General features: G+C 66.8%; 18 protein-coding genes and 2 pseudogenes. 10 read left to right on the top strand and 10 right to left on the bottom strand.

Annotated features, from left to right (window positions below; genetic code table 11):
• The first annotated feature begins 1,652 nt into the window (after nt 1–1,652).
• From AB5J55_RS42795 to AB5J55_RS42815, 5 genes are all read left to right on the top strand, one after another.
• Complete coding sequence (locus AB5J55_RS42795; protein ID WP_369275786.1) at nt 1,653–5,705, top strand: polymorphic toxin-type HINT domain-containing protein; 4,053 nt, start codon at nt 1,653–1,655, stop codon at nt 5,703–5,705.
• Nucleotides 5,706–5,709: 4 nt separating this feature from the next.
• Nucleotides 5,710–6,171: a hypothetical protein gene (locus AB5J55_RS42800; protein ID WP_369275787.1), complete on the top strand. Its 462-nt coding sequence runs from the start codon at nt 5,710–5,712 to the stop codon at nt 6,169–6,171.
• A gap of 2,229 nt (nt 6,172–8,400) precedes the next feature.
• Nucleotides 8,401–8,556 (top strand): hypothetical protein, encoded by a 156-nt coding sequence (locus AB5J55_RS42805; RefSeq protein WP_369275788.1) that lies wholly within the window; start codon nt 8,401–8,403, stop codon nt 8,554–8,556.
• Nucleotides 8,557–8,704: 148 nt separating this feature from the next.
• Nucleotides 8,705–9,004, top strand: coding sequence for a CU044_2847 family protein (locus AB5J55_RS42810; RefSeq protein WP_369275789.1), 300 nt, complete (start codon nt 8,705–8,707; stop codon nt 9,002–9,004).
• Nucleotides 9,005–9,429: 425 nt separating this feature from the next.
• Nucleotides 9,430–10,197 (top strand): transposase, encoded by a 768-nt coding sequence (locus AB5J55_RS42815; protein ID WP_369270679.1) that lies wholly within the window; start codon nt 9,430–9,432, stop codon nt 10,195–10,197.
• Between the two features lie 115 nt (nt 10,198–10,312).
• On the opposite strand, the pseudogene AB5J55_RS42820 reads toward AB5J55_RS42815, so the two are convergent.
• Nucleotides 10,313–10,570, bottom strand: a pseudogene (locus tag AB5J55_RS42820) (HNH endonuclease); the annotation flags it as partial.
• Between the two features lie 221 nt (nt 10,571–10,791).
• Between AB5J55_RS42820 and AB5J55_RS42825 the strand changes: the two are divergent.
• Nucleotides 10,792–12,924 carry an NACHT domain-containing protein gene (locus tag AB5J55_RS42825; protein WP_369276470.1) on the top strand — a complete coding sequence of 711 codons (2,133 nt, stop codon included), beginning with the start codon at nt 10,792–10,794 and terminating at the stop codon, nt 12,922–12,924.
• Nucleotides 12,925–12,961: 37 nt separating this feature from the next.
• Here AB5J55_RS42825 and AB5J55_RS42830 read toward each other — a convergent pair whose 3' ends face one another.
• Nucleotides 12,962–13,231, bottom strand: coding sequence for a DUF6233 domain-containing protein (locus AB5J55_RS42830; protein ID WP_369275790.1), 270 nt, complete (start codon nt 13,229–13,231; stop codon nt 12,962–12,964).
• A gap of 14 nt (nt 13,232–13,245) precedes the next feature.
• Between AB5J55_RS42830 and AB5J55_RS42835 the strand changes: the two genes are divergently transcribed.
• Nucleotides 13,246–13,392 carry a hypothetical protein gene (locus AB5J55_RS42835; protein ID WP_369275791.1) on the top strand — a complete coding sequence of 49 codons (147 nt, stop codon included), beginning with the start codon at nt 13,246–13,248 and terminating at the stop codon, nt 13,390–13,392.
• Between the two features lie 106 nt (nt 13,393–13,498).
• Here the strand turns inward: AB5J55_RS42835 and AB5J55_RS42840 are convergent, their stop codons facing one another.
• The 6 genes from AB5J55_RS42840 to AB5J55_RS42865 form a co-directional block, all read right to left on the bottom strand.
• A complete protein-coding gene (locus AB5J55_RS42840; protein WP_369275792.1) occupies nt 13,499–14,281 on the bottom strand; it encodes a MerR family transcriptional regulator in 783 nt (260 codons plus the stop codon).
• Between the two features lie 15 nt (nt 14,282–14,296).
• The gene (locus AB5J55_RS42845; RefSeq protein ID WP_369275793.1) at nt 14,297–15,058 is read right to left on the bottom strand and encodes an ABC transporter permease; all 762 of its coding nucleotides are present in this window, start codon (nt 15,056–15,058) and stop codon (nt 14,297–14,299) included.
• Nucleotides 15,055–15,864, bottom strand: coding sequence for an ABC transporter ATP-binding protein (locus AB5J55_RS42850; RefSeq protein ID WP_369275794.1), 810 nt, complete (start codon nt 15,862–15,864; stop codon nt 15,055–15,057). The genes AB5J55_RS42845 and AB5J55_RS42850 overlap by 4 nt, the downstream gene beginning before the upstream one ends.
• A 205-nt stretch (nt 15,865–16,069) precedes the next feature.
• A complete protein-coding gene (locus AB5J55_RS42855) occupies nt 16,070–17,476 on the bottom strand; it encodes a tyrosine-type recombinase/integrase (RefSeq protein WP_369275795.1) in 1,407 nt (468 codons plus the stop codon).
• Entirely contained in the window at nt 17,476–17,772 is a 297-nt protein-coding gene (locus AB5J55_RS42860; protein WP_369275796.1) for a tyrosine-type recombinase/integrase, read from the bottom strand. Before AB5J55_RS42860 ends, AB5J55_RS42855 begins: the two co-directional genes overlap by 1 nt.
• Entirely contained in the window at nt 17,685–18,527 is an 843-nt protein-coding gene (locus tag AB5J55_RS42865; protein WP_369275797.1) for a tyrosine-type recombinase/integrase, read from the bottom strand. The genes AB5J55_RS42860 and AB5J55_RS42865 overlap by 88 nt, the downstream gene beginning before the upstream one ends.
• Before the next feature lie 223 nt (nt 18,528–18,750).
• Between AB5J55_RS42865 and AB5J55_RS42870 the strand changes: the two are divergent.
• Both AB5J55_RS42870 and AB5J55_RS42875 read left to right on the top strand, forming a co-directional pair.
• A pseudogene (locus AB5J55_RS42870) lies at nt 18,751–19,760 on the top strand (hypothetical protein).
• 360 nt (nt 19,761–20,120) lie between these two features.
• On the top strand, nt 20,121–20,267 hold the full coding sequence (locus AB5J55_RS42875; protein WP_369275798.1) for a hypothetical protein: 147 nt from the start codon (nt 20,121–20,123) through the stop codon (nt 20,265–20,267).
• A 305-nt stretch (nt 20,268–20,572) separates the two neighbouring features.
• On the opposite strand, the gene AB5J55_RS42880 is transcribed toward AB5J55_RS42875, so the two are convergent.
• Nucleotides 20,573–21,916 carry a helix-turn-helix domain-containing protein gene (locus tag AB5J55_RS42880; protein WP_369275799.1) on the bottom strand — a complete coding sequence of 448 codons (1,344 nt, stop codon included), beginning with the start codon at nt 21,914–21,916 and terminating at the stop codon, nt 20,573–20,575.
• Nucleotides 21,917–22,489: 573 nt separating this feature from the next.
• On the opposite strand from AB5J55_RS42880, the gene AB5J55_RS42885 reads away from it, so the two are divergent.
• On the top strand, nt 22,490–22,663 hold the full coding sequence (locus AB5J55_RS42885) for a hypothetical protein (RefSeq protein WP_369275800.1): 174 nt from the start codon (nt 22,490–22,492) through the stop codon (nt 22,661–22,663).
• A gap of 78 nt (nt 22,664–22,741) precedes the next feature.
• Here the strand turns inward: AB5J55_RS42885 and AB5J55_RS42890 are convergent, their stop codons facing one another.
• The gene (locus tag AB5J55_RS42890; RefSeq protein WP_369275801.1) at nt 22,742–24,049 is read right to left on the bottom strand and encodes an alpha/beta hydrolase domain-containing protein; all 1,308 of its coding nucleotides are present in this window, start codon (nt 24,047–24,049) and stop codon (nt 22,742–22,744) included.
• Nucleotides 24,050–25,166 lie beyond the last annotated feature (1,117 nt).

Raw genomic sequence — 25,166 nt, forward strand, 5'->3', positions numbered from 1 at the left:
GTGCAGCATCTGAGTGGCGGTCACGGCGCGGACGACGAGTACTGGGTCATCTCCACCCAGGACGGCAAGCGCTACTACTTCGGCTGGGGCCGCTCCGAGCGCACCGGCAGCGCCACCGGGTCGGTGTTCACCATCCCGGTGGTGGGCAACAACGCAGGCGAGCCCTGCCACGCCCAGTTCCCCGAACCGTGCACGCAGGCCTGGCGGTGGAGCCTGGACCGCGAGGTGGACGCCAACGAGGTCGAGTCGGTCTACTTCTACGACAAGGAGACCAATTACTACCGGTCGGTCGCCAACAGCGACAAGGCCCGTTCTTACACCGCGAGCGGCTACCTCACGGGGATCGAGTACGGGTGGCCCGCTCAGATCACGGGCTCCAAGCCGACCGGCAAGGTCGAACTGACCCACGTGGGCCGGTGCACGCAGCGCATGTCGGATGCGGACCCGCTGCGCAGCGAGCCCAGAGCCTGCCCGTCGATCTCCTCCAGCCCCTCCTCCTACCCGGACGTGCCCGTCGACCTGCTGTGCGACGGCAGCTCGGCGGACTACTACTGCGCGGGCAAGACGTACTACCCCACGTTCTTCAGCAAGGACATGCTGTGGGACATCAAGACGTCCGTGCTCAACACCACTGCGGACGGCTGGGATCTGGTGCAGCAGTACCAGACCAAGCACGGCCTGCCCAACCCGGACGGCACGATCGGCAAGACTCTGTGGCTGGACTACGTCCAGCGCAAGACCTACGGGTCGGGCAAGGACATCGTCCTGCCGGTCATCAACTTCAACGGCGTCGACCTGGACAACAAGGTCGGCTCCACCGAACTCAACTTCCGCCGCGTCAGCACCATCCACGGCGACCTGGGCGCCACCACCACCGTCACCTACGGATCTCCGAACGCGTGCAGCGCCGACAACCTGCCAAGCGAAGCGTCGAACACCAAGGACTGCTTCCGGCAGAAGTGGACCCCCGAAGGCGACACCGCATCCAAGACCGGCTGGTTCAAAAAGTTCCTGGTCACCAAGGTGACCGTCGACCCGACGGTCACCAGCAACCAGGACGGCGCCCCGGAAATGACCACCACCTACGACTACCAGGGAGGCGCCGGCTGGCGCTTCACCAACGACCCCCTCACCCCGGACGACGACGAGTCCTGGTCGGACTGGCGCGGCTACCAGCGCGTCGAAGCCACCACCGGCACCGGCACCGTCAAGCACTCCACGTTCCACTGGCTCTACCGCGGCCTGGACGGCGACCGCACCTCCAAGACCGACCCCTCGGCCACGCGCTCCGTCTCGGTCACCGACGGCGAAGGCACCTCCTACACCGACTCACCTTGGCTGCAGGGCCGCACTATCGAGACCTCCGTCCGGGACGACGCCGGCATCTCCCACAAGCGGGTCTTCCACCGCTACTGGGCACACAACACCGCCCAGTACGCCGGCCTGCCCGACGCACGCTTCGTCCGCGAAGCCAGACCACCACCGAAACCAGGATCTCCACCGGCTGGCGCACCCACGTCGTCCAGAACGAATACGACGCAGCCGAGGCCGCCTCAGCCACCTACGGACTGCCCCTGCGCATCGACGACCAGGGTGAGAAGGACGTCGCCGACAACCGGTGCACCACCTACGGCCGCGCCTACAACACCGACGTGTACGAGGGCGGCAGCATTCAGCGCTGGACGGTCCTCGTCGACGAGACCCGCCACTACACCACCGGCTGCGCCGACCGCGCCGCAGCCAACCAGGACGGCTACAAAGCCACCCTCTACGACCAAGCCGCTGACGTGGCCGGCAACAAACCGGTAGACGGCAATCTCACTGAAATGCGCACTCACACCACAGCCAGCCTCTACCAGAAGGTGCGCTACGGCTACGACGACGCCGGCCGGATGCGCTGGACCGAGGACGCCAACCGCAACCGCTCGACCACCACATACAGCCCGGAAAACACCTGGCCCCTGGACGGCATCACTACCACCACCCCCAAGCCGACCGACAACAACGCCGACCTGCGCGGACCGCTGAGCACCACCGTGTGGAAGTCCCGGTTCTGGGGCGTGCCCTATCAGAGCAAGGACACCAACGGGAAGAGCACCAAGATCACGCTGGATGCTGCAGGCCGCACTATCGAGGTGTGGAAGCCCACCGAAACCGGGTCCTCGCCGTCGCTCAAGTTCAGCTACAGCATCCCCGCCTCCCCCATCGGGGGAGTTCCGGACTCCGTCGACGGCTACCCCCGCGTGGCGACCCACACCCTGCAGTCCGGCACCACCTACCTGTCCGCCTACGCCTACACCGACGGGCTCGGCCGGGCGAGGGAAACGCAAGCGCCCATCCGGGACGGCACCGATCCCACCACGGGCAATGAAGTGCCCAACCGGCAGGTCGCGGTCACCCGCTATGACACAGCCGGCCACGTCACGGGAACCTCGGCGGTCTTCCGCAACCAGGGCACAGCGGGCTCGGGCGGCCCGGTCAGCCCCAAGGTCGAGGACCTGCCCTCGTACACCGACCAGGTGCTGGACTGGGCAGGACGCACAACGAAGTCCGAGCTGCTTGTAGGCGACGGCACCACTGCACGATCGCAGCCGTACGGCCGGGTCACGACCTCCTACCACGGCGACTACACCACCGTGACCCCCGCTGCCGCCGGTCCCACGGACAGCTACACCGACGTCTACGGACAGACCTCCAAGATCGTTGAGCACAACGGCAGCTCCACCTTCACCACCCAGTACACGTACACCGCACAAGGCAGCCTGCAAAAGATCACCGACTCGCGTGGCAACGAGACGCTCTACACCTACGACTGGGCCGGCCAGCGCATCAGAACCACGGACCCCGACGCGGGATGGTCCACCACCGAGTACGACGCCAACGGACAGATCAGCAAGGCCACCAGCAACGGCGGCAGGACCGTCCTCACCTACGCCTACGACAACCTGGGACGCAAGACCTCCGTCACCAGCGGCACCAACACCCCCGCCACCTGGACCTGGGACGGACTCGGCGTGCCCGGCGGCAAAGGCCGCATCACCGCGACGACCAGCACGGACACAGACGGCACCACCTACACCGTCAAGACCGGCGCCTTCGACGACCGCGGCCGCCCACTGCGCAGCACCGTCAGCATCCCGGCCAGCGTCAACGGCCTTGCCAGCGACTACACCACGAGCTTCACCTACGACGCCGCCGACCACCTGACCACGGTCAGCTACCCAGCAGCGGGCGGGCTGGACGCGGAAACCGTCACCACCACCTACAACGCCTACGGCCAGCCCGTCAGCCTTGCCTCCGGCCAGCAGACCTACGTGAAGGCGACCCTCTACGACGCATATGGTCTGCTGACCGACCGCTCCTACGGATCCCCCACCGACCCGATCAGCGGGGTCGCCGCGCAACGCTCCTACAGCTATTACTACGCCAACGGCACCCGCTGGCTGCGCGGCATCACGACGACCACCACCGTCGGCCCGTACACCAGTGAGAAACAGGAGGACCTCTACTACCAGGATTACGACGGCAAGATCACCGAGCTGCGGGAACAGGCCTCCGGCCAAACCGCCCAGTCACAGTGCTTCCGCTACGACGACCAGGCCCGCCTCACTAGCGCCTACACCCGGGCCGATCAAGGCGGGTGCTCACTGAACAGCACCTCCGACTTCACCGGCCAAGCCCCCTACCAGAGCGCCTACACCCACGACCGCCTCGGCAACCTCCAGTCCGTCACCGACATCGACGCGACCGGGAAGGCCACCACTCGCGACTACCTCTACCCCGGATACGACGACACCGGAACCTGGACCACGGCCAACGCCGCCAAGCCGCACGGCGTGCGAAAGATCAACCACATCACCGCAGGCAGCACCACCCGCACCGACACCTTCACCTACGACGCCGCCGGCCAGATGACCCAGCGGATCGAGTCCGGCACCACCACCGACTACACCTGGACCAGCCTCGGCCAGCTCTCCACCGTCAAAACCACCACAGGCAGCGGCAGCGAACTGACCCGCTACACCTACGACGCCGACGGCAACCTCCTCATCCGCACCACACCCGAAGAGACCGTCGCCACCATCGGCGGCATGGAACTGCGCACCACCAACGAAACCACCGCCACAGCCACCCGCTACTACACAAGCGGCACCTCGGTGGTGGCCATGCGCACAACCGAGGGCACCACCACCGCCAACGGCAAACTCACCTACCTGATGGCCGACACCCAGGCCTCCACCCAACTTGCCGTCGACGCCACCACAGGCACCACCACCCGCCGCCGCTACACCCCCTTCGGAGACGAACGCAACGGCACCCTGCCCAAGGGCACCGACAGCGGATTCCTCGGCAAAACCGAAGACACCAGCACAGGACTGTCACTCCTCGGGGCCCGCGCCTACGACCCCCACCTCGGACGCTTCCTCAGCCCCGACCCCCTCACCACCCCATACAACCCGCAAAACCTCTCAGCATTCAGCTACAGCGCCAACGACCCCATCAACTACGCCGACCCATCCGGAATGATCCTGGAATACACGGACGGATCAGAATGCGAGGGCGGCTGGGACGAGTGCGGCCCCGGGGACCTCGGCGGCAACGGAGATGACGGCAGCAGCGGCGGCGGAAATCCCGTCATCGTCGATCTCGGCGACGGCGAGTCAACCCTGCCGCCCAAGGAGATATATCAGCAATACCAGTACGCGCTTCCAGGTGTCGGCCAGCTCCAGAGGAACGGCGTCTATTCAGAAGACCTGAGCTATGAACTCATGGTCGAGCTCTATTTCCGAGAGCGCTGCAGTGAAAGTTTCAACGACGGATGCAGCGAACTCCGCAACTTCTACGGAGGCTGGAAACATGTAGACAGTATTGACGCGGTCAACACCTGCCTGATATGTGGCAATATAGGTTTTCAGTCAATAGTGGCCAGCCTCGGTGCGCGTGGGCCCGGAGTGAAATGGAAGAGCCCCTGCAGTAACTGCTTCCCCGCCGGTACAGACGTCCTTATGGCCGACGGCACCACCAAAGACATCGAAGACATCAGCGTCGGCGACAAGGTCCAGGCCACCGACCCTGAAACCAACAAAACCGGCCCCAGGGCAGTCACCCGCCACATCATCACCGAAGACGACAAACACTTTAACGAGCTGTCCCTAGCGACAGATGACGGCATCGAAAGACTGACTGCCACCCACGAGCACCCTTTCTGGTCACCATCCGAGCAAAACTGGGTCGAGACACAAGACCTGAACCCGGGCATGACCCTCTTCACCGACGAGGGCAACACCGTCATCGTCACGGAAAACCGCCCCTTCATAAAACATGCCCGCACCTACAACCTCACCGTTGCCGGCCTGCACTCGTACTATGTGCTGGCGGGGGCCACTCCGATCCTGGTGCACAATTCCGGTCCGAATTGTGGAGTTCCAGCTGGCGGCAGGAATGGAGACCGTCTCGGCGGCGAGGATTTCCATGGAAGCGACTACAGTCTCGACGAGATGGTTGAGTTCGTGAACGGGCACACGGGTGGGGGGAACCCGGCAATGGGGCGTCCGTCCGCCACGGAAGTTGAGACGACGCTTCGGCAGGCTGGGCCGCGCCAGTTGGACGGGCAGAACTCGTCAAGGTTTGACCACAATGGTGTCCGCGTAATTATCAACTGGGATATGCCGTGGAAGTCCACGTCGTATTACCCTGGCAGGTGAATGGATGAATACAAGCGAACGAGGCGAATGGCTCGGATGCTTCCTGACGGATATGGATATCCGTCGGCTGGAGGGCGTCTCAGTTCCAGTCGCCCCGGAGCGGACCCTAGGGCTGGTTGAGCTGCTGGAGAGCTGGCGCAATCACGTTCTTAGAATTGAGGCGGAGATTGGGCTACCCGATTCCGACAGGACGGTGTGGGGCGTCTATGACTTGATTGCCGCCCTCGCACTCAGGAGCTTCGTCTCTCTCGGCATGAAAAACGCCGACTCAGATTTCCTTGTGGGATTCAGGCGGGCGCTCGATGATGCCGACTCCAGATTTATGCAGTTCACTGAAATTGATGAATCTGGAATTGTTCGTCGTCTCGATGGCGGTGAGCGATCGAATGGCGAATGGTGGTGGGATCGAGTTCCCCGGATTGGCCCGATCCGTCGAGAGGTCGAGCGAATCAGATCGTCATCGTGACCCGATTGCGGGCTGTTGAAATGAAGGGAATTCGATGGCAGCCCTAGGATTTCATCAGTAAGCCTGAAGCCCCACCGGATTACTTTCCGGTGGGGCTTCAGGGGTGTTTGACGGCAACGCTGACGGCAACGTCAGCCAAGGCGACCCGCTGACGCGGGTCGCGCGCGGCACGGCCGCCCACCCGGCCCGCTCTCGGCTCCGCCACCGCGGGCCGGCCAGCGACCAGGCCGCGCAAAGGCAGCACAGCGGACGACCGGAAGCGCAGAGAAGCCGGACGGGCCAGCACGGCGAGCGCCAGGCCGACGGCGAGGCAACGGCGGGGAGTTGGCCGGGACGGGGCCCGAAGGTGGGGTCGGTCGGCTCCGTGGGCTTTACCCACCTCCCCGGGCCGGGGCCCGCGTCGAGCAAGGCCAGGGGGCCACTCGTTCAAATTCCGGGCAGGGGCACAGCCTGCCCGAGTTGCCGGGCCAGCGTACGGCCCCCTGACCATGCCCGACCCCAACCCGGGCAGGACACCGGCCAAAGCCCACTCCACCGCCCTCACCGCACGTTGCCGTCTGACGGCAACGCCGACGGCAACACGGGCGCACAACACGGCACTTCCACGCACGCCCACGGACAGGCCGGAATTCGCTGACCAGCGAAAATGCAGGTGCCGCCCGCCCGGCGCGCACACGTACTATGTGCTGGCGGGGCAGACGCCGGTCCTCGTCCACAACAGCAACTGCAGTCTCTTTAGCGGGGATGGTTGGCAACACGTGCTGGATGAGCACGTGGATGGAAGCCCAGGGGTGGCGCAAGGAAACACGACTTTCTCCAATTACCTGGATCTGGATGAAATCGGAGAATTGATTGAGGATGCCGCGAAAACTCCAGGGCGGCGAAATACTCCCGATGCAGCTGGGCGCCCTCGCGACGGAACAATTCACACGCATGATTTCGACTACCCTGTTGGATCCCGAGGTGAAACCCGCGTCGAAGTGATCCTTAATCCAGACGGATCTCTACGTACCGCCTATCCAAGGTGATAACAATGGAAGAACTCTCTCTGCATTGGAAGATGCTGCGGACCGGCTCGGCCGACCTCGTTCTACGCTTTCCACGGGAGGTCATCGAAGTACACACCACATACGTGGGAGATGGCCTCAGTTCTGTAATGCAAACGGCCATTGACCTTCAGTTGGGCTCAAGCTCTGCAACTGCCTTCCTTCCTGCCGAGCCCGCGGGTACCTTCCTGTTCTTTACAGGAGCGGACGAAGAAGCGTACCTGCAGGTCGTCCAATTCGCGGACATGGAATCAGAGTCCCGCCGCTGGGCTGAAGGAAGTCTGCGATGGCACGGTCGGGTTGACGTCCGTTCATTTATTCGCAGCGTGGAGGTCATGGCCGAGGACGTGCTGGTTCGGTGTGGAGGTGCTGACGGGTATTCAAGGGCGTGGGGTGGAATCGCCTTCCCACTTCGTGAACTGGATATTCTCCGGCGAAGATCGTCATACTGATGCGCGCAGCAGTCAGATCTGAGAAGAATCCCTGAGCGGGTGCTCTGAACGAGGTCACCCCGGACTCGGCTCAGGGCAGGTACGACGAATACATCATCAAGGCCGCCGAAGGCGAGCTGCAGTTGCTGCGGCAGGCATCACACCTGTCGCAGCGCTGCTGCCCGCCGCCCCTTCCCCGGGTACGCGTTCAGCGGTGCCGGCCGATCCGGTCCATGGACGAAGGTGGGCGGATCACCGCCGCACGATCGAGGCCATCGCATGGAAATACCGGCTGCGACGCCCGCCCACCGATGGCATAACCGCCCATACGTGAGAGCAGTTGCTGGCCGCGCGTGCCGACTGACCGAACCCGCACCCGCGGCACTCCAGCTCGGCAAGCTGCGCTTGGAAAAAGAGACTCCTCCAGGCCTGCGCCCTGACGGGAGGTCCGCCAGACAGCACAACAACGTCCCCCGCGTCACGACTCCGCCGATGCATAGACCAGGTGGGGCCACTCCCTGCCGTCGGCGAGTGTGCCTACCCGCCGCAACGCAGCATCGCTCAGCCGGGTTGTCGGAAGCCGCGGTTCAACGCCAACCCTCAATCGCCCGGCGGAAGAAGTCCACACAAAAGCTGCCTTCACGCTCCCGCAGCGCCCTCTTGGATGATGCTGGGCAGTCTCGTGTGAGCGGCGCTGGCACGTGGGTCGATGTCCGGGACTGCACTTCCTCGCGGTCGAGTTCCGTCGAGTGGTGGCCCCGACCGTCGGGAACGTGGTGCGTGCTCAGGTGGGCGCGGCTGGAAAGGTGGGCTTGGTTCGCGGGCCGGGCGCGGTCTCGATCGACCCGGAAGACGGAGTGTGCTTCGTGAAGGTGGCGGACGCGATGCTGGACTCGGGAGTGATCTGAGCAGGTTTTCCGACGGACGACCAGCGGGATCACTGGGCTGAACGCTGCTGCGGGGGCGATGCGTGGGCAGGTGAAGGGGAGGCGCGGGGTGCTTGACGAGCGGGCAGGGGCCGACGCGACGGCCGGAGACGAAACGGCCGTGGTTCCCGTGACAGTGGAAGGACATCCGCTGTATCTGTCGGTGCGCCGGCTGGAGTCCGGCCAAGCCGGTGCAGACGAGCGGGAGATCGCGGCTTCGCGGCCGACCCTTGAGGAGGCCCTGGACTCGCTGGTGGGGGTCGCCAGAGCGGTGGGGACGCGCTTGCAGCAGACCGGCAGCCAGAAGGCGACCGTCGAGTTCGCGTGCGAGTTCGCGGTCGAGTCCGGCACGCTCGTGGCGGTCCTCGGCAAGGCCACAGCCCGGTCCACCTTCAAGGTCGCACTGGGGTGGGCCGCGCCGACGCCGTGACCGCCCTGAGCACCACTACTCGGGATCTGCTCACGGCGGCGACGGTGGCGCTGATGATCCGTTCACCCGACGGTGCGTCGCGAAGATCCGGCACCGGTTTCCTCATCGCGCCAGGCACCGTGGCGACGTGCGCCCACGTAGTCGCGGACAGCGCTGAAACACTCCCGGAAGTGGTGTACGGCCGGGTGGGTGGAACGGACCGCGAACTGCGGCTGCTGCTCGTGGCGGGTCATCGTCCGTGCCCTCTAGATCACCCTGGCTGAACCCGTCGCCCAGGCTGATCACATTGTGCAGGGAGTCCACTACGGAGTCGGACACGCACGCTGCAGCTGCGTCCGGCAGTTACGCAGCGCGGTGGCACGCACGTACTTTGCCGGGTAAAGGTTGTCCCGTAACTGATGGGGCAGTTGGTGCGTTGACTGGGCATGGGTGGGGTGATCTCAGCGGATGATCCGAAGTGGATCGAGCCGTTCTCCGGGCTGACCGAGGCTCAATTCACCAGGCTGGTGGCTTTGGTACGGCGTCGCGGTGGTGACGTTCAGCGCGGCCGTCCCTGGCGGTTGCCGCTGGAGAACCGGGTGCTGCTGGTGGCGACGTACTGGCGCACGAACCTGACGTTGCGGCAGGTGGCGCCGTTGTTCGGGGTCTCCAAGTCCGCGGCCGACCGCATCCTCGACCACCTGGCGCCCTTGCTGGCCATCTCGCCAGCGCGCCGGCCGCGCAAGGACACCGTCTACATCGTCGACGGCACCCTCGTGCCCACACGCGACCGCAGCATCGCCGCGTCCAGCAAGAACTATCGGTACTCGACGAACCTTCAGGTCGTGATCGACGCCAACAGCCGTCTGGTGGTGGCGATCGGCCTGCCGCTGCCTGGCAGCCGCAACGACTGCCGGGCCTTCACGGAGTCCGGCGTCGACCGGGTCTGCCGCGGCGCACCGACCATCGCCGACGGGGGCTACCAGGGCACCGGCCTGCTCCTCCCGCATCGCAAGCGACGAGGTCAGACGCACCTCAGCCCACACCAGGAAGCGGAGAATGCCGTCCACCGCAGGGCGCGAGCCCGGGTGGAACACGCCCTGTCGCGGTTGAAGAACTGGAAGATCCTGCGGGACTGCCGGCTCAAGGGCCACGGCGTTCACCAGGCCATGCTCGGCATCGCCCGGCTCCACAACCTGGCCCTCACCGGATAACTCGCGCCTCATACGGGACAACCTTTAGTCGATGCGATCCCAGCGTTGATACGCCTCCGCGAATGCGTTCTGTGTCGCGTCCCACGCGTCGTCCCACGTCGCACCGTTCTTACGCAGCGGGTGACTGCCAGGTGGCCGGATCCTGGTCGGTCTTCGAGCAGTCTGACCCGGCAGAGACGGCGATCAACGCGCGGGCGTCGCCGAGGTCGTTGGCGTAACCCTCCCGCTCCTTCGCGGTCCAGGCGGAGACGCCGGAGTCCCAGGCCTCGGCGAGCGGGACGAGGCGGTCGATGTCGAGGCCGCGAGGGGCGATGAAGTAGGTCTCGTCGTAGGGCGAGTACCAGGAGCCGTCGTTCAGCTGGCAGTTGGAGCCTGAGCTGTGGCGCGATCGCTGGATCGAGCGACGGGGCTGAGTGGTCAATTTCGACATGGACACCCGCCTGCACCGCTGTGCGGTCCCCGTGCCTCCGCTGCACCCATAGCCGAAGAGGAGCGTGGTGTGACGGCCCGGTCGTCGCATGCGCTGCAGCTTCTCAGTATTTTCACTCCGGAGAGCCATACATAAGGAAGTTTCCCGGCACGGGCTGCGCCTTGGTGTTCATCATGTGGGGCATGAAGAGTGGGCGGGGGCGGCTTGCCGCGTGGCTGTATGGCATGGGGGCGGTACTGGGGCTCGGCGTGGCTGCGCTGATGCTTCCGGGGGCCAAGCGGGGGGACATTGACCCACTGAGCGCGGTGATCGCCTTGGTGGGGCTGTCCGTCAGCGGGTGGGCCGGTCATCTCGCTTGGCTCTCCTGGCGGCACCAGGAGACCGACGTCGCGGGCACGGCGAGCAGGCTCGCCGCAGCGGTACTCGACTCCGAGACCGGGGCCAGAAAGCGCCTGCTAGGCGGGCACGGCAGATCGATCGATCTGGACTTCGTCTACATGCCAGCACCCCATCACAACGCGTTGGGCGCCCGGCCCAGGGGGAGTTCGCGCAAGGTCGTGGCCTATTACCGCCGACTGCGCCCTGGCCGACTGGTGATCACCGGACCGCCCGGGGCAGGAAAGACCCTACTAACCCTGGAGCTGATCCTCGGCTTGCTCCAGGACCGCAGGCCCGACGATCCGGTGCCCGTGCGGCTGTCGCTGTCGTCGTGGCATACCCTGCTCGCCCCGGCGCCCGCCGCCCGTCCGGGCGAGGACCCGGTGAAGGCTCTGCGGGAATGGGTCTGTTCATACCTGGTGGACTCTCACCGCCTCTCCGAGGCTGCCGCGGGCGCGCTGTTCGACGCTGGAATGGTGCTGCCGGTGCTCGACGGACTGGACGAGATGGCCGCGGAGAACGCTCCGGACTACACCTCCCAGGCCCGGCGGGCGCTCGACGCGCTCAACTCCTACCAGCGCGGGCTGGACAGCGCGAAGCTGGTGTTGACCTGCCGCACCGAGCAGTACCGGGCGCTGGAATCGGCGCGCGTGTGGCTCAAGGACGGAGCCCGGGTGGATATCAGCAGTGTGCGGCCAGCCAGGGGCCGGGCGTTCATTGAGGGCAGGACGGACGACCCCGCGCGATGGGCCGGGGTGCTTGACGAGATCTACGGCTCCGCCGCCACGCCTCTTGCCGCGCGGCTCGCCACGCCCTGGCGGCTGACCCTGGCCGCGGTCGTGTACGAACAGCGTGACCCAGCCACGGGCGCGTACGTGCGGGACCCCCGTGAACTGGTGGAGCCGAACTCGGACGGGGACCGCGCCCTGCGCGATCGTCTGCTCGGCCTCTTCGTCGAAGCGGCCGTCGCGAGTCATCCGGCGCCTCGCGGCGCGCTGTACTCTGCCGACCAGACACGTACGTGGCTACGGACCCTGGCCGTCTACCTGCACCGTAATGAGGCCGAGGGCCGCTCGGTGCGGGGCCGTCGGCTGTCCGGCACCGATGTGGTCCCGCACGCCCTCTGGCCTCTTGCCGGGACGTACCTGCCGCGCGTCGTACACTGCCTCGTCCTAGCGCCAGTCTGGGTGATCCTGCCCTGGCTCGGCGTGCGTTTCTGGACGATGCTCTACAGCGACCTGGCGGTCCAGGTTGCGGTGTTCCTGTGCATCGAACTCCTGGCGCTGTGGGCGACCGAGGCATGGCAGGCGTGGCCGACGATGGAGCGGGCCCTGCCGAGGAACCTCTTCTCCCGTAGCGGAGCCCGCGGTCTGCGGTTCGGCTGCGGTTGGGGCCTGATACTCGGCGCCGTCGTCTGCATACCGGCCGGCCTCGCGCTGGAGCTGGGGCTGACGTTCTCTCTGGGGGCCGCCGTCTGGATGGCCCTTTTCCTGACTGTGTGGCTGGGCCTGGGGGCGATGAGGCTCGAGAATCCGCAGGCGGCGGACATCGCGGACCCACGGCACTTCCTGCGCGCCGATGTCGTAAGCACGCTCGGCCGCGGCGTCATGGTTGGGCTCCTCGTGGCACCAATCGTCGTCTTCGTCATCGCACCGGGCCTCGAGGTCCCGGCTTCTGTCGGACTCTCCTGGCAGCTAGGTGTGACGCTGGCGTTCGCCCTGGTGGCAGCGTCCAGTGCTTACCGCTATTTCGCTTTGCTGCTGTGCACGCGCCGTGGAAGCCGACGCTTGCCGTGGCGGCTCGGTGCGTTCCTCGCTTGGGCAGAGTCGGCAGGCTTGCTGCGAGTCGCCGGTGTCGCCTACCAGTTCCGGCACCGTGAGCTGCAGGACTGGCTCGTCGGTCCCGCGCAGCATCCATAGCAGCGGGACGACTCCACGCGGGGGACCGGCTGGTCACTCACGCTGGTTCAAGGCTCGGGTCAACTGACGGTTGGCCTCCAGGTTCTTCCAAGGCGGCGGTCAGAGCGACAGTGCGCTGTTCGGCCTGGTGATCGTCCGCTTGAGTTCCTCGGTGTCGGCAGGGCCGCCCAGACCGGACTCGCGCCACTTCTAAGTCGTCCATGCGCAGCCGGACGTCGGGTGCGCAGTGGCCGCATCCGGGCAGTCCTGCGGCGAGGAGCCGGCGGGCTTCGTCACGGCTGACCGCGCGGCGCCGTTTGCCTGCCATGTGGCAGTCGCGGCGTGGACCTGGACGGGAGTGCGGTCGGCTCCGATGCCGAGTTCGACGATCCGGGCCGGCGGCTGAGGGCGGGCGCGCCGACCGCGCTCTGCTTCGGCCTGCCGCTTCTGAAGGGCGGCGATCTTGTGGTCGATGCGTTCCACCCATAGGGCGTGCCAGACCCGCATTCTGTGGAATTAACTTTGTCAACCGACTGCTGAACGTGCGCGCACCGGAAGGCGGCCCCCGGGCCAGCCCAGCATGAGCTGAGCGACGTCATGTGTGAGTGTTGAGTCTGTCGGCCGGCACCCGTTCGATGCGGGTCCAGCCGCTCCAGCCACGCTCCTTGAGAATCGCCAACACCAGTTCGGCGCCTGGTGCGGACTCAAGCATGGTCGAGTCCATCAGAGCGACGAACTGGTCGTCGAAACCGTCGGTACCCACTTCGCCGGCCTCCACGGCGCGAATCATCAGCCGTTCCAGGATGTCGGCGACCTCGACGATCCGTGGATCGCCGGCCAGCCAGTCGGGCTCCCCGGTGAAGAAGCTGTAGAGCCTCACCATGTCGGGGTCGTCCAGTTCCTCGTGTTTCTTGGCAATCACGGAGTCGATCAGGTGCGGCACCTGCGCGGCGATCATGATCCAGGCATCCCGCTCCAGCTCGATGTACCGCTCCCCGACGCCGAGACCGCGCAGCCGGTCGAGGTAGCCCACGACGCTCTGCGGAAGCGCCAGGTGCTCTCCGGCGGCGAGCCGGGCGAGCCGGCTGCGGGTGTGCTGCAGCCGCCGGATTTCGGCGCGCAGATCCTTGTCGATCTCCTGGACACCGCCGGCGAACTCCTCCGGGCCGGCGTCGAGGAGTTCTTGCACCCTGGCCAGCGGCACCCCCGCATCGGCCAGGGTGCGGATCCGGATCAGTCGTACGACCGCCGCGGCATCGTATGTCCGGTATCCGGACCGGTCGCGCTCGGGCTCGGGCAGCAGTCCGATCTTGTGGTAGTGGCGTACCGCCCGTACCGTCACCCCGGCGTACGCCGCAAGTTGGCTGATGGTGAGCATGGGTCTCAGACTGCCTCAGGCGATCTTCCGGCGATAGGCGGCCATCGCGAAGACGTACGCGACGACGAGGATGCCGACGCACCAGGCGAGGGCGGTCCAGATGTCGTCGCCGACCGGCTGTTGGGCGAACAGGTCGCGGATCGTGTTGACGATCGACGTCACCGGCTGATGCTCGGCGAACCAGCGCACCGGGCCGGGCATCGTCTTTGTGGGCACGAACGCCGAACTGACGAACGGCAGGAAGATGAGCGGGTAGGCGAACGTGCCCGCTCCCTCGACCGACGACGCGGAGAGCCCGGGGATCACGGCGAGCCAGGTCAGCGCCAGGGTGAACAGGAGCAGGATGCCGGTGACCGCGAGCCATGCAGATACTCCTGCCCCGGAGCGGAAGCCCATGAGCACAGCGACGCCCACGACGAGCACGAGAGCGATCAGATTGGCGACCAGAGAGGTGACGACGTGGGCCCACAGCACACCCGACCGAGCGATCGGCATGGACTGGAATCGTTCGAAGATCCCGCTCTTCACATCGGTGAACAGCCGGTACGCGGTGTAGGAGATGCCTGAGGCGATGGTCATGAGCAGGATGCCGGGCAGCATGTAGTTCACATACGAAACCGACCCGGTATCGATGGCGCCGCCGAACACGTAGACGAACATCAACATCATGGCGACCGGCGTGATGGCGGTCGTGATGATGGTGTCCATGCTGCGTGTGACATGGCGCAGGGTCCGCCCCGTGAGCGCGACAGTGTCGTTGAAGAAGTACGCGGTCATCCTTGCCCCCCAGTTGTCGTGCCAGTGGCGTCGCTCTTTTCGCCGTCGCCGATGACCGCGAGGAAGATCTCCTCCAGAGTCGGCTGCTTCTCGACGTACTCGACCTTGGCGGGCGGGAAGAGCTGCTTTAGCTCGGCAAGGGTGCCGTTCACGATGATCCGACCCTGGTGGAGGATCGCAATCCGGTCGGCGAGCTGCTCAGCCTCGTCCAGGTACTGCGTGGTGAGCAGCACCGTCGTGCCGTACTCGGCGAGCTCCTTGACGGCATGCCACACCTCGATGCGCGCTTCGGGGTCGAGTCCGGCCGTCGGCTCGTCCAGGAAGATCACGGACGGATTTCCGATGAGGCTCATCGCCATGTCCAGCCGGCGGCGCACCCCACCCGAATACGTGGACACCTTCCGCGGGCCGGCGTCGGTCAGCGAGAAGCGCCTCAGCAGGTCATCTGCGATCGCCCCCGGATCCTTGAGGTGGCGCAGCCTGGCGACGAGCACGAGGTTTTCCCAGCCGCTGAGGATCTCGTCGACGGCCGCGAACTGCCCTGTGAGGCTGATGGACTCCCGCACATTCGCCGGTTGTGTGGCGACGTCGAAGCCATGGACGCTGGCTGTCCCCGCGTCGGACTTCAGGAGCGTGGCGAGGATCCTCACGGTCGTGGTCTTGCCCGCTCCGTTGGAGCCGAGCAGGGCGAAGATGTTGCCCCGCGCCACCTCGAAGTCGACGCCGCGCAGGACTTCGAGCTTCCCGTACGACTTCTCCAGACCCTGCACGCGAATCACCGGACCGGCGATCGATTGGGCCGTCATGGTCATCTGCCTCCTTTGTGGAGTTGTTCCAGGCGACTGCGAGGAATCTCCTGCCGGAAGCATGGAGGGTTGACCCAGCGTCAAGGTCAAGCCGCTCCCCGACCATGGCACCCATCTCGCTGGCACGATCGGCCCGGCAGACTGCCGCCGTCCATCAGCGCGAGCCCCCCAGCAACATGCCATGGCATGTCCCTGATCCGCCCCTTCACGATGGCGGCAGCTCAACAATTGGCAAGAGCTGGCGCGGGGTGGCGCCGGATGGGGTAGGCACGTCCGCGAGGCGCTTCAGGAGGCGGTCTATGGCGGCTCGGCCATCAGCGACAGCTGCCTGTTCTTCGTCGGTGAGGGGGATCGAGGCGAGCATGCGGTGGAGGTTGTCCTTGGCCTCTAGGAGTTGTCCTTTGCTGGAATCCTTGGGTGTATAGAAGTCGCAACGTGCGCAGGCCATGCGGTGGGGGCACTGCTCGAAGAATGTGTAGCTGCAGAAGCCATGGCCCAAGTCGTAGTGCTGCCAGGGTTCACCGGCTGCAGCCGCGCCTGATTCGACTGCCTCGCGGTCGACGAGGACTTCGATGGTCCGTACATTGCGGGCGAAGTATCCGGCGTCCTTGTACGCCTTGGTCAGAGTGCTGGGGCTGATCTTCGCGTAGTGCTGGGTGGACTCCGGGGAGCGGTGTCCGAGCCAAGCCTGCAGCTCGAACAAGGTCATGGGCTCTTTCGCGTTGTACGGCTGGCTGGCGATAGTGGAGCGGGCTCGGTGGCTGGTGATGCTGCCGCGGACCTCGGCGTCCGGAACGCCGGCCTTGCGGCAGAGCATGGGAGTGATGGTGCTGTTGATGTAGCTGCTGGAGACCGCGCGGGCGCGGTAGGAGAACAGCAAATCGACCTGCTCTCCGGTTCTTCTGTCGGTGCGTTTGGGCTGGGCAGGGCGCAGGGCTTCCCAGGCGTTGATCGCCTGCCCGAGCAGTGGGTCGACCGGCTTTGTGAACGCCGTGCCGGTCTTGTGTGCAGGAACGTCCAGCAGGCAGATGGCGTCCCGGGCGAGGACCTGCATGGCGTTGCCGGCGACGGGAGCGCCGTCGTACTGCCACCGGATGCATCCCAGCCGCAGCCGCGCGATCTCGTTGCTGCGCTGACCGGCGAACAGCCAGGTCAGTGTGACGGCGCGGACCAGCTCCAGCGGGTAGGTGAGGCCGGCTTTGCCGCGCGGAAGGTCGTGGGACTGAAGGTTGAGTCCGGCCCCCAGCAGCTTGGCCCAGACATCGTCGGCGATCACACGGGGGCGGGTCCATTCCCAGTACGAGCGGCCAGAGTCAGCGCATCGCAGGAGCAGAACGGCGACAGCGTCGTTCATGGCTCGACGCATGTGCATGGTGGGCGGCGTGTCGAAACCGACGTTGACGTCTTGTAGAGGGTGCAGCAGACGGCTGAGCGCAGCCCATTGCGGGGCATCGGGGTCGTGATAGCGCAGTCGGCGCAGGTTCCGCAGGTCCAGGCGGCGGATGGCGTGCAGGTCTGCCTCGGACAAGCCGGGCGAGCGCTCGTAGCGCTTCAGGTCGATCGGAGAGCACCATCGCCCGCCGGTGTCCTCGGGCAGGGGAGCGGTCGTCATCACCGAGCTCCTCCCGCCGTGTCCTGCGGTGTGCCCCCGTTGGTAAGCATTTGGATCCGCCAGGCGTGAATGTGGTCCATCCCGTTCTTCAACTTCTCGGCGAGGTCGCGGCCGGAGAGATGGATGTACTGCAAGGTTGTCTCGGTGTGGCGGTCCCCGGCGAACGACGCGATGGCATGCAACTCCCAGCCCATGCGTGCCAGATCGGTCAGGCACAGATGGCGGGTGGTGTGCGTGGAGAACCGCTCGACACCAGCCGACAACGCGAGACGCGCACCACCTGCGACCAGGTCCACAGACTCAGCGGCTGACCGTAGTTGCGCCGAGACTCCGACAAGAACAGAGGTCCGCGGGCCCGGCTGATCGCCGTGCGATGCCTGAGGTAGTCGGCCAGAAGAACACCGGTCGGCGCGGAGTACGGCACCACCCGCTCCAGCCGGTTCTTCGTCGTCTCAGCGCGCACACGCACCGTCCGGTGCGCCGGATCCAGGTCGTCGGTCCGCAGCGAGCACAGCTCTTCCCGGCGCAACGCCGCATCGTAGGCGTGGGCCAGCAACACCCGGTTGCGTACCGGCTCGCGCCGCGCGACTTCCAGGAAATCCCGCCACTGCTGCTCGTTCGGGATCCACGGCAACTTGGACAGCCTGGGTACGAGGCCCCGATGCCGAGTGCTCCTGCGACCGGGCGTGTACCGCCCGCGGCCCACAGGATTCGACTCGCGCAGGCCTTCCTCCACGAGGAAGTCGTAGAACAGGCGTACTGGCACCAAGCGCTGCTGGATCGTCGCGTTGGTCAACCCCGCCCCCGATTCGATGGAGACGACGTTTGCCCCTCGCCGGTGCGGCCGGGTCGTCAGGACGCGGACGAACACCGCGATGTGCACCCGACCCGCGGCGAGCGGATTGACTCCTTCTCGCTCACACAGCTCCAGGTACTCGGCGAGCCCCCGGGCGTACGCGTCCATTGTCCGCGGTGCACGGCCGAGATCTTCCCAGGCCCGTAGCCAGGCCGCTGCGTGCGCGTGCCGTGCCAGCACCGGCCACTTGGTCATGAGTGCTGATGTACTGCTCAAGCCGCCCCCCAGGTTCGTGGATGGAGCCGGGGCTACATGATCACCCGGGCTGATTCCAAGTAACTTCTAGGGTGTGCAGGCGCTCCAAATCGGGCGGCAGGTTATCGAACACATTTTTGATTCTATGCCCATGATCCACTGCTCGCGCCCCTCGCGTGTTCGATTTTCTGTTCGATAACGTGGGGTGTGGGAGGTGAGGGTGATGACCACGGACGGAGCGGCAGGCCAGGTGCCGACGGTGATGCATGTCCGCTGCCCGGACCGGCTGCCGGAGGAGACCTACCGGCAGGTCCTGGAGCTGCTTGCGGAGCTCTCGCCCGTCGTGCAGGCGTTGCCGCCCACGGCGGCCCTGGTGGAGCTGAAGGGTGCGCTGCGCTGTCACGGCACCGACACGCGCCGCCTGGGCGAGGTCCTGCGCGTGCGGACCCTCTCCCGCCTCGGCGTCGACGTGCGCGTTGGGGTCGGATCCTCGATCACGGTCGCGGCCACCGCCTCCGCCCAGATCCCGCAGCCCGGCGGCGTCCTTGCCATCGCACCCGAGAAGGCCGCCGACTGCTGGGCGCACTGCCCGTCGACGCCCTGCACGGCATCGGCCCGCGCCAGGCCGAGGTACTGGTCGACTACGGCATCCACGCCGTGGGTCTGCTCGCCGCCGTCCCGTCCGCCACCATCCAGCGCCTGCTCGGCGGCCGCGCCGGCCGCGCCGCCGCCGACCGGGCCCGAGGCATCGACCCGCGCGCCGTTGTCCCGCGCGTCCTGCCGTCCGCCGCGACCGTCCGCCACGCCTTCCCCCGGCACACCCTGGACGGCGCCCCGGTTCGGGCCGCCCTCCTCGACCTGGTGGTCCGGCTCGGGTTGCTGCTGCGCCGCCGCGACCAGGCGGCCAGCGCCCTCACGCTGCTCACCCTGACGTTCGCCGGGAACAGCAGCTGGACCAGGACCCGCCGCCTGATCGAGCCGTCCGCGCACGACGACGACCTGCGCACCCTCGCCTACCAGTTGATGGACGCCGCTGGCCTGCAGCGCGGCCGCCTGACCGCACTCGCCCTCAAGGGCGAGGACCTCATCGACGCCGACCAGGTCGCCCAGCAGATCAGCCTCGACGGCGCCCGCGAAGACCGCCTTGTGGCCGAAGCCGCCGTCGATCGAGTCCGCGACAAGTTCGGCCCCCGCATCATCGGCCCCGCCGCCGTGTTCCGCCGCGCTTCATGACCCGCTCCACCCACGGAGGTGAGCTGTGATCCTCAACCCGCCCGGGCTCGGGGCCGGTTCGGCACAGCGGCTGCCGCACTGGCCCTATCTCCAGGCCGTCGACGAAGCCCTCATTCGGCGGGGCATTTCTCCCGGCACTATCCGGGCCGACCGCGCCTACCCCCGGCATGGCGACACGATGTACCTCGTGCTCGTGTGGGACGTCAGCCGCACCGGCGGCGTGGGCGGCCTCCGTTTCAACTGGGAGGAAGAGCGCGGCTGGTCCTACGCACTGCTCGGGTCAGCCCGTCCATCGCGACCCCGACCCAGCCGCTTGCCGCGCTGCACCGGGTCTTCGCAGCGCCGGATGACGTCGCCGCGGTGGCCGAACACCTCGTACGCAACTGGCGTACGCCCGCCGGCGAGTACGGTGCGGAATGGGACCAGGCACCACATGTGCGGGCCACGATCGAGAGGTTCCGCGCCACTGTGAACGAGCCCGGCGGCCTCTGGACAGGCGCCGAGTAAAACGACCGCAGCCGGCCGCGCACCCGCAGTCCCTACGTCCGCGACCTTGCTGCCCACTTTCGTGGTCGCGATCTTGGACGGGGTGCACGGTGACCTAGGCCGACAGACCGCCACGGGACCGCCACGGGACGGCCGCGCCGGCGACAGCGCGCCGGCGTCTGCTGCTCGGTCATCGCCGCAGCCTACGAGCCCCCGGCATCTGATGCCGGGGCTCCCATGTATGCCGTTCCAATCAGCGCGGAGGGCTCTACTCGGCGTCACGGTTATGCCGATAGTCGTCTACCCGTGCGTTCCTTCGTGCCTGGTCAGATACAGGTGATGTCGATGGAGGCGCTGTTGGTGCCACGGTCGGCCTCGGGTGAGGTCACTTCTACGGTCATGCTGCCCTGGACACGCTCGCCGGACTGGGTCCCGGTCAGCTGGACGTTGAACTGGTCCTGCTGCTCGTTGGTGGTGGTGAAGGTCATCGTTCCTGCTCGGTCCTGCACTCCTCGGGCGATGAGCTGTTCGTCGGGATGCCAGGCGAACTCGATGGTCCCCGGGCGCTGCGCGGCTGCGGAGAACGTGAAGACGATCGGCTGGGAGCAATCCGCACTGTCAAGCCGGGGCTCGGCATTCATGGTCCGCCCGCCCAGGACCGGCCCCGTCTCCTCCTCAGTCGCCGGGTCAGTGATGGTGATGGTGGTGTCGGTCTCGGAGGGCTCTTGGGTCGGCCGCTCCGGCGAAGGATCCGGGTCGTCACCCAGGTCGAGGTCCGGGGTCGGCGTCGGCCCGGGGCGCGGTGTGCTTCCTCCTCCTGGGCCACCGGTCGGGGTGACGGTTTCCGTGGCCGTAATGGGGGCCGAAGGGGATTCTTGGGCGGCCGTGCCCCGCTGCTTCTTCAAGAACGGCACCAGGTAGACGTAGCCCACCACGAGCAGCACCACGACCAGCACCAGGGCAATGGCGGGGGCCAGCCAGTCGCCCCTCTCCCCACCGCTGCGGTCGAAGGAGGGAAGTGCGGGCGGCGGGGTGTACGGCGTACTCGGCTTCGGGGCCGGCGCCGGCGCGGCGTCGGGATCCCCGTCCGCTTCGGCGAGCGCCCGGTGCAGGGCCCTTGAGGTGTGCCCCAGAACATCGTGGATCTCATACAGCACGCCCAGCACGGTTGACGTGCTTTCGGGTTCGGGTTCCATCAGTCCTGCTGGCAGCGGCACACCGGCGGCGGCGACATCTTCAACATGCGCAGCGGTGTCCGCACGCAGGGTCAGTACTGGGGATGGCAGCGCGCAGTCGTGGTCGTCCGCCTCGGCCGGCATGGCGGCGTCCTCGTACTGGTCAATCTGGCCCTCGCACTTCCCTCGGAGTCGGCCGGCGTCCTGTTCAAGGATCTCTAGTCGGTAGCTTTTGGGGTCAGCGACTGCGAGCGCCTGTAATCGCAGCGCCAGCAACTGCCGCCGCGCCTGACTCGGCACTGGTCGGCCGGCCACTTCGCTCACCAGGTCCAACAGGGCGTTAAGAACCTCCGCTGACGGGAGGCGCTCACCACTGGCGATCCGGCTCAGCGTCGGAACACTGGACCCGGTGATTTTCGCCTCGCGCAAAATCCCGCTGATCCGGTGCAGCGGCCACCCGGCCGAACGCAACGGCTCAAACAGCTGTTCGCGCATCAGGTTCGCGAACTCCTGCCGATGCGGCGGCCCCTGCACCCCCCTACGCGGCCGCCCCCGCCCCTCAGGGGCCGGCAGCCTTTTCGAGTCGTCTCCCGCGCTGTCCGTCGTGTCGGACACGGCTCACCCCCTGCTGCAGCCCACCCCGGGAATTGTTTCTTTTTCTCCGGGCTGACCTGCAGTTTTCTCCTCTAGCGCAACAAATTCCCCCTCCTGCAAGGTGCGTGAGAAGCCGCTCCGGGGAGCACCGCCCCGGCTGGCCGGATCACCCGCTGCGTGCAGGAGGAGTACCAGCATGTCCGCATCCGCCCCGCCCCCGCCGGAACACTGCAAAACGCCCCGGCTGTATACGACTTGTCGGTCACCGTGAGCTGCCGCCCGACCAGCCCGCGTTCGCCGCGCGAGCCGGTGGCGGCGTAGCGCCGCCGCTCTTGCGGGACTAACCCCCGCTTCCAGCACTCTGGCGCCGCCCCGTCCGGGAGCACTGCCCGGGACGCAAGGGCCGGGGACCACCCATGCGCCGTCATCTATCGCACGCGGATCGCCGCGTGCCTGATCTCAGAGGGAATTGCTGTGCTGAACAACTCCAACGAGGCCGACAACCGTGGCGGGCTCGATCTGCGTACCACGCTGCTGCTCGTCACTGGCGGGGGCGCCACGTACGTGGCATTCCTTCACCCGGCCGTCGGAGTCGCGATGCTGGTCGGGGTCGGAGTGATGACCCTCCTGCATCTGCTGCTGAAGTAGCGCCGGGTTCATGCCTGCAGTGTGCCGTGCAGGGTTGACAAGTCTCCGCGTCATGCGTCCGATGACGCGGAGACAGGTTTATCGGGCCGTGCAGGGCCGGATCGCGACGAATTCGGCGTAGTGGTCGCGGTAGGTCTCCGTGAAGGTGGACGGAGGGCACAGGCTGGCGCGGCGGCTCATGTCGCGGGCGTCTTTCGGCAGGATGAAGCCGGCCTTTCGGTAGTCACGGAGCTTGTCGGCGAAGGCTTTGGAGTAGGCCCGGTGGTTGCTGAAGCCGAGTTGCTGCACGGTGCGTACGTTGTCGTAGCTGCCGATGAAGCCGGTGGTGAAGCGGGCCTCGCCGAGTTCGATGAACGGCAGCCGGGGCACGCGGCGGCCGTTGCGGTCTTCGGTGATTGCGTTGCCGTTGGCGTCCCGGACGATGCTGTAGTCGTTCGCCGTGCGCAACTGCGTGCTCGTCGGCGGCGGTGTCCCCTTGCGTACCCAGGCGTGCCCTTGCAGGAAGTGCGCGCGCAGCGCGGGCACGAAGCCCGCCGGGGTCGACCCCCTCACCGGGAACGGCACGTCCAGCGGTGCGTCCAGCGGATCCGGAATGTGCGGGCTTCCAGCGACGACGTAGAACCGGTACCGCTTGGTCGCGATGCCCCGGTCGATCAGGTCCGTCGAGTCGTCGAATTCCGAATTGACGATGAGGACCTTGCCCTTATAGCGGCCGGCGGCGATGTCAGCCTGGGGGTCGAAGCCCTCCGTGGTGATGGGCAGCACCAGGTCGAGCGCGCCTGTGGCGTCGCGGGAATGAACAAGGCGCAGGAGGGGATACGAGCTGTCGGAGAAGCCGGTGCCGTACCGTCGGGACAGCTTGCCGACCAGGGGACGCGCGCCGGAGGAGCGGGAGGCGAGTGCCTTTGCGAAGTCTGTGATGATCTCGTCGTCGACCCTGGCTCCGTCCTCTTCGACTCCGCCCTCGATGAAGGTGCCGGGTACCGAGGGGTCGAGGATGCGGTTGCCGAGCGTGCTCCAGCCGACGCCGGCGTGCACGAAGCCCTGGCGGAACAGGAAGTCCTTGCGCAGGTAGACATTGAGTGCGCCGAGGCCCACCACGAAGTGTGGCGGCTCCACGACTGCGGTGCCGTTGGTGCGGTGCGGATCGGCAGGAGCGCTGATCCGGTAGGGGACGCGGAACCTCCCGGTCGACGTCCTGCCCTCGAACACGCCGTCGTACTGCACATAGCGAATTCCGCCGAACGAACCGATGGGTGTGACCTTCGGATCGCCCAGTCGGTCTTGGGCACTGCCCTTCGGGGTGCTCACCGCATGGCCGGGATGGTGGTGATGGGCCGCTGCCTGGGCGGCCGAAACCGGAACGGCTGGGGTCAGCGCCGCCATCAGCAGCGCACCTACCCGGAGAAATCGCGCTCGTCCAAAGCGCGGGGCGAGGCCAGTACCTCGGGAACTCAGCCAGGACATCGGAAGCTTCTCCTTCCGCGCCGGGGCACTCATCCGGGGCACTGGCGCTGGAGTCAGCCGATCACCCGATGCCCGCCTGAGCCTTCCGGCAGGCCCGAAGGAGCGAGGCGTCTCACTCGCCCAGCCGATCGGCCATCGGACTGCCGCCCTCGCCGTTCAGCCGCTTCAGCGGTGCTGTGTGCGTCACCGGCACGGACCCCCGGTGCAGGCTCTCACGTGGGGTCGCCTCAGCGCGCCCAGTCGAGTCCCAACTCGGCGAGCTGCGCGAGTTTGTCCGCGGCGAGGTTCGCGCGCGCCTCGACTTGGTATTGGAGAGGAACACTCCGAGTTTGACTTCGGTGCCGTCTTCCCGTCGCTCTATGTGGGTCCTGGGGACCGTCACACACCGTATGGGATCGCCGCTGCGCGCCAGTGCCTCAATCCGCCCGGGCCCGAGCTGCGGGTCCGGGCGGCGGGCCGGTCAAGAGAGCTTGTGGGCCTGTCAGTCGGCGGTCGGGGGTTGGTCGTCGAGGACGATGGTGGTGACGTCGCCGCTCCGGGGACGGCCGGTGCTGGCGGCGGTGACGGGCCTGGTGGGTGCGGGTGTGTATGGCGTGGGCGAGGGCCCCAGGCCAGGTCGTCTTGGCCGCCACCGTCCGGCACGCCTTTCTCGACGAACTCGCCTACGGCAAGCAGCTCGACAGCGGAGGACTGGAGCCTTTACGGCATCACGACCCAGGTCGTGCGGGTGCTGGACTGGCTCATCGGCCATCACCCCCGGGCAGCCCATCACGCCATCTGCGAGATCATCGGCGATGCAGAAAGCCGCCTGGACATCCGCGGGCTGCGACTGCCGCATCCATGGCAGCGGCCCGGTGCTGTGTACTGAGCGGGTGGGACAGCCTCGGCCCGGTTCGGCCGGACTGGCGGGCTTGCTGACCTGTTCGGGCTTTGATGGTGCGGGTGAAGCCGATGCCTGCCCCCAGGGGGGCATGGCAATCGGCTTCACGTGGAGAGATGCGCCAACATCCCTCCCCCTGGTGCGCGCCGGTTGGAG

It is taken from the genome of Streptomyces sp. R11 (genome assembly GCF_041051905.1).
Classification (GTDB): Bacteria; Actinomycetota; Actinomycetes; order Streptomycetales; family Streptomycetaceae; genus Streptomyces.

Excerpts from the sequence above, each read along its gene's own strand:
- AB5J55_RS42865 (WP_369275797.1), bottom strand. The coding sequence starts at position 18,527 with ATGACCAAGTGGCCGGTGCTGGCACGGCACGCGCACGCAGCGGCCTGG.
- AB5J55_RS42890 (WP_369275801.1), bottom strand. The coding sequence starts at position 24,049 with ATGGCGGCGCTGACCCCAGCCGTTCCGGTTTCGGCCGCCCAGGCAGCG.
- AB5J55_RS42880 (WP_369275799.1), bottom strand. The coding sequence starts at position 21,916 with ATGCGCGAACAGCTGTTTGAGCCGTTGCGTTCGGCCGGGTGGCCGCTG.
- AB5J55_RS42850 (WP_369275794.1), bottom strand. The coding sequence starts at position 15,864 with ATGACGGCCCAATCGATCGCCGGTCCGGTGATTCGCGTGCAGGGTCTG.
- AB5J55_RS42845 (WP_369275793.1), bottom strand. The coding sequence starts at position 15,058 with ATGACCGCGTACTTCTTCAACGACACTGTCGCGCTCACGGGGCGGACC.
- AB5J55_RS42830 (WP_369275790.1), bottom strand. The coding sequence starts at position 13,231 with ATGGCAGGCAAACGGCGCCGCGCGGTCAGCCGTGACGAAGCCCGCCGG.
- AB5J55_RS42840 (WP_369275792.1), bottom strand. The coding sequence starts at position 14,281 with ATGCTCACCATCAGCCAACTTGCGGCGTACGCCGGGGTGACGGTACGG.
- AB5J55_RS42800 (WP_369275787.1), top strand. The coding sequence starts at position 5,710 with ATGAATACAAGCGAACGAGGCGAATGGCTCGGATGCTTCCTGACGGAT.
- AB5J55_RS42855 (WP_369275795.1), bottom strand. The coding sequence starts at position 17,476 with ATGACGACCGCTCCCCTGCCCGAGGACACCGGCGGGCGATGGTGCTCT.
- AB5J55_RS42815 (WP_369270679.1), top strand. The coding sequence starts at position 9,430 with ATGGGTGGGGTGATCTCAGCGGATGATCCGAAGTGGATCGAGCCGTTC.